The sequence below is a fragment of the Frigoribacterium sp. MEB024 genome, from assembly GCF_000878135.1.
Lineage (GTDB): Bacteria > Actinomycetota > Actinomycetes > Actinomycetales > Microbacteriaceae > Frigoribacterium.
The window spans coordinates 1-4,485 of sequence record NZ_JXQZ01000085.1 but is presented as its reverse complement, the minus strand read 5'-3'; the positions used below and the strand labels follow the sequence as shown (position 1 = coordinate 4,485).

Below are 4,485 nucleotides of genomic sequence, written 5' to 3'. Positions count from 1 at the left end.
TCGAACGATGCACCCCGTTTCTTCTGGGTTCATCGTTCGAAACCGGGTTTTTCGCGTGCAGTCGGGCTCGCGCTCAGAGGGTGCGGCGGCGGCGACCGGAGGCAGGCTCGGGAGGCGCGGCGGGCGGCCACGGGTCGGGCTCGGCGGTGCTGCGGGCGATGAGCGCGCGGACGTCGGCGTCGTGCTGCAGCGTCCACGCGACGGCCGAGTTCAGCGACGACGCCGTGTGGAGCCACGGGCGACGCCCGCCCTCGTCGCGGCAGTGGGCGTAGACGTCGAACGCGAAGCCGCCCGTGACCGGCCGCTGGCGCACGAAGCCGAGCGCCGGCGCCTCGCCCTGCCGGATCAGCCACAGCCCCTGCCCGCCCGGGATCGGGGGGATCGCACACGGGTGCTCGGCCGGCGGCTTGCGCAGCGCCGCCCGCGCGTTCTCGAACTTCGTCTGCACGCCCATGTCGGTGACCGTAGGCGCGACCACCGACGCCCGGCTGGTCCGGGCCGGGGAGGCACCGGCGTACGACGAAAGTCGTAGGCGAGGTCCCGACTCCTGCACCCGGTGTCGCGGCGGCGCAGCCGCGAGCGTAGAGGCATGATCACGACACCGACCCGAGAAGCCCCTCCGTCCCGGCGGCGCCACCCGCGCCTCCTCGTCCGAAAGTCCCTCGCCGCCGCGGCCGTCGTCGCCCTGGGCGTCACCCTCGCCGGGTGCGCGTCCGGGGCGACGGGCGCGACCGCCGACCCCGCGCCTCCTGCACCGCCGCAGCACCAGCCCGGCGGGCGCTCCCTCACGCAGGACGACGTCGACTCGTGGCTCGACGGGGCCGTCGGCTCGGCGCTGCAGACGACCGGCATCCCGGGGGCGACCGTGTCGGTCGTCGCCGACGGGAAGCTGCTGACCGCCCGCGGCTACGGCATGGCCGACACCGGCACCGGCGAGACGCCCGCCGAGGCCGTCGACCCCGAGCGCACGCTGTTCCGCGTCGGCTCGGTCTCGAAGGTCGTCTCGGCCACCGCCGTCATGCAGCTCGTCGAGCAGGGCGACCTCGACCTCGACGCCGACGTGCAGCAGTACCTCGACTTCGACCTCGACACCCCGAAGGGCGCCGTCACCCTGCGGCACCTGCTCACCCACACGGCCGGCTTCGAGGAGGTCATCGCGGGACTGATCGGCACGCCCGGCAGCGAGAAGACGCTGCGCGAGGCCGTCAGCGAGGCTCCCCCGGCCCAGGTCTTCGTGCCTGGCACGACCCCGGCGTACTCCAACTACGGAGCCACCCTGGCCGGTTACGTCGCCGAGCGCGTCAGCGGGGTCCCGTTCGCCGACCTGCTGCAGCAGGACGTCTTCGACCGGGCCGGCATGACCTCGTCGTCGTTCGCCCAGCCGCTGCCCGCCGACCTGGACGCCCGTCTGGCGCACGGTTACCCGGACGACTCGAAGCCCGCCGTCGCCACCGAGGTCGTCAACGCGGCGCCGGCCGGTGCGATGTCGGCCACCGCGACCGACATGGCCCGGTTCATGCTCGCCCAGCTCGGCGACCTGCCCGACGACCAGGCGCTGTTGCAGCCCGACACGCTCGCCGAGATGCACCGCCCCGCCCTCGACGCGGACGACCTCGGCACGCTCGTCGTCGGCCAACGCATGGACCTCGCGTTCTTCGATGACAGCACGCCCGGCCTGGCCGCCTTCGGCCACGACGGCGACACGCAGGTGTTCCACTCGGCGATGCGGATGTTCCCCGAGCACGACACCGGCATCTTCCTCAGCATGAACGGCAGCGGACGATCGGCCACGGCCTCCCTCGACCTGCGCACCACGGTGCTGCAGGGGTTCGCCGACCGGTACCTGCGTGACGCGGCGGCGGCGGACTCGACCGACGCGTCCGACTCGACCGACTCGACCGACGGCCCCGTGGCCGCCGACCTGGCCGGCACGTACCTCTCGTCGCGCTCCCCCGTCACCAACCCCGGCGCCCTGCTCGCGCTGAGCGGTCAGACCACGATCGTCCCCCGTTCGGACGGCACGGTCGCCGTCACCCCGAAACCCCTCGGCGTGACCACCGGCGTCTACGAGAAGGTCGGGACCGACCTGTGGCGCGAGGTCGGCGGAGACGCCCTGCTCGCGACGCGGACCGCCGACACCGACGGGGACTCGACGGTCGAGGCGATCTCGTGGGGCGCCTCCTTCACCATGCTGCGGGCGCAGCCCTGGCAGGCGGCGTCGGCCGTGCTGCCGAGCGTGATCCTGGCCGTCGTGGTGCTGTTCGCCTCGATGATCGTCTGGCCGGCCACCGCCCTCGCCGGTGTGGGACGCCGCCGTCGGGACCTCCGGGCCGGCCCGTCGACCGGGGTGGTCGCGACCACCCCGCGTCGCCGCGACCGCACCCTGCTGCTGTCCCGTCTGGGACAGGCGTCGACGCTGCTGGCCCTCGTCGGTTGGGCGGTCGTCGCGGTCCAGGCCATGTCGTTCGCCGAGGTGTCGGCCGTGACCCTGCGCGTGCTGCAGGGGCTGCAGCTGCTCGGCGTCGTCGCGATCGTGCCGGCCGCCCTGGTCGCCTGGCAGGCCGTGCGCGAGCGTCGCGGCTGGGCCGTCGTGACCGGACGCGTGCTCGTCCTCGTGTCGCTCGTCGTGCTCGCCGGATTCGCCTTCGGCTTCCGCCTCATCGCCCCGAGCGTGAGCTTCTGATGCCCCGCCCCCAGCGCGACACCCGGGCCGACGGTGCACAGCCGTCGTCGGTCCGGGGCCGGGAGGCCCGTGGCACCTGGCATGCTCGGACCGTGACCACGAGCCCTGACACCCCGCCCGCCGCGGCGCCGGCCGCCGACCGGGCCGGCCCCGGGGTCGACACGGTGCGCCGGGTCCTCGACCGGCTCGGCGTGCACACGGTGCTCGGCCGCGACGTCGTGCTCGCCGGCGTCTGGGCGCTCGTCACGATCGCCTTCCTCGCGACGCTGCTCGCGGCGGGCGAGTTCTACGGCGCGAACCGCAGCATCCCGACGGCCCAGATCGTCGCCGTGATCGTGCTGGCGCTCGTCCAGCACGTGCCACTGGCGCTCCGACGCGTCCGACCCGTCACGGCCCTGCTCGCGGTCGCCGTCCTGCAGGCCGCCCTGCTCGCGGTGCTGCCGACGGGCCTCGCCCTGTGGACGGCCGCCCCCGTCGTCACGGCGTACACGGTCGCCACCCTGCGGCCGACGCGGGTCGTCGTCGGGGCGGTCCTCGCCGCCGTCGGCATCGAGGCCGTCGGGGCCGCCGTCGGGGCCTCGGCCCTCGTGAAGGACCAGCTCGGGGCCGCCGCGGGGCTCGGCGAGGTCGGCGTCGTCGTCGAGGCCCTCGCCCTCGTGGCCAGCGCCGTGCTGATCAACGGCGTGAGCGCCGCCGTCGGCTCGTGGGTGGCCCTGCGCCGCGCCCACGACCGTGACGCCCGGGCCCGCGCGGCCGAGGGCGTCGAGCACCAGGCGACGCTCACCCGGGCCGCGGTCGCCGCCGAGCGCACGCGCATGGCCCGTGAACTGCACGACGTCGCCGCCCACCACCTCACCGGGCTCGTCGTGCAGGCGGGTGCCGCCGAACGCCTCGTCGACGGCGACCCCGAGCGCGCCAAGGAGTCCCTGCGCAGCGTCCGCGCCCAGGGCCGCGAGACCCTCGACGCGCTCCGGTCGATCGTGGGCATCCTCCGCGAGACCGGCGACGGGCCGAGCGGCACCGTGCCGGTCCCCGGTCTCGGTGACGTGGCCGACCTCGTCGACCAGGCCCGCGCCTCCGGGGCCGTCGTCGACTCGCACGTCGACGGGACGCTGCCGTCGCTGGCCCCGCTCGCCGACGTGACGGCCTACCGCACGGTGCAGGAGGCGCTCGTCAACGCCCGTCGGCACGCTCCGGGGGCGACGGTCGAGCTGCGCCTGCGCGCCACGGCCGGGTCCCTCGTGATCGTCGTCGAGAACGACCTGCCCCTCTCTCGCGACACGTCGGGGGGCGGCGGCTTCGGGCTGGTCGGCATGCGCGAGCGGGCCGACCTGGTCGGCGGACGGCTCGACACCGGGGTGACCGCCGAGGGTCGGTGGCGGGTGCGGCTCGAGCTGCCGGTCGAGGCCGATGCCTCGGCGGCCGGGCCGTCGGCGCCTGCCGCGACGCCCGGGCCCGGTGCGGAGCTCGCCGGCGGGGGTGCGGAGTGATCCGGGTCGTGCTGGTCGACGACCAGGCGATCGTGCGCACCGGCTTCCGGGTCGTGCTCGAGACGGCGGGCGGCATCGAGGTCGTCGGCGAGGCGTCCGGCGGGCGGGAGGCGGTCGAGGTCGTGCGACGCACCCGGCCCGACGTCGTCGTCATGGACGTGCGCATGCCCGGCGGCGACGGCATCGAGGCCACGCGGGCGATCGTCGACGCCCGGGTCGGGCCCGGTGGCGCGGGAACGGCCGCTGCCGGCGGCCTCGGCTCGTCAGCGCCCCTCGGCGGCGGCCCGGCCCTCGGCGGCGGTGCCGTCGACG

4 protein-coding genes are annotated in these 4,485 nt (G+C 75.6%); 3 read left to right on the top strand and 1 reads right to left on the bottom strand.

Annotation, left to right across the window (positions count from 1 at the left end; translation table 11 throughout):
• Positions 1-73: 73 nt before the first annotated feature.
• Positions 74-454 carry a hypothetical protein gene (locus SZ60_RS13705; protein WP_052505416.1) on the bottom strand — a complete coding sequence of 127 codons (381 nt, stop codon included), beginning with the start codon at positions 452-454 and terminating at the stop codon, positions 74-76.
• Positions 455-589: 135 nt separating this feature from the next.
• On the opposite strand from SZ60_RS13705, the gene SZ60_RS13700 reads away from it, so the two are divergent.
• The 3 genes from SZ60_RS13700 to SZ60_RS13690 form a co-directional block, all read left to right on the top strand.
• A complete protein-coding gene (locus SZ60_RS13700; protein WP_043596795.1) occupies positions 590-2,683 on the top strand; it encodes a serine hydrolase in 2,094 nt (697 codons plus the stop codon).
• A 92-nt stretch (positions 2,684-2,775) separates the two neighbouring features.
• A complete protein-coding gene (locus SZ60_RS13695) occupies positions 2,776-4,173 on the top strand; it encodes a histidine kinase (protein ID WP_043596798.1) in 1,398 nt (465 codons plus the stop codon).
• On the top strand, positions 4,170-4,485 hold a 316-nt coding region (locus SZ60_RS13690), incomplete at its 3' end, for a response regulator transcription factor (protein WP_231567174.1). The genes SZ60_RS13695 and SZ60_RS13690, both read left to right, overlap by 4 nt.

Excerpts from the sequence above, each read along its gene's own strand:
- SZ60_RS13705 (WP_052505416.1), bottom strand. The coding sequence starts at position 454 with ATGGGCGTGCAGACGAAGTTCGAGAACGCGCGGGCGGCGCTGCGCAAG.
- SZ60_RS13700 (WP_043596795.1), top strand. The coding sequence starts at position 590 with ATGATCACGACACCGACCCGAGAAGCCCCTCCGTCCCGGCGGCGCCAC.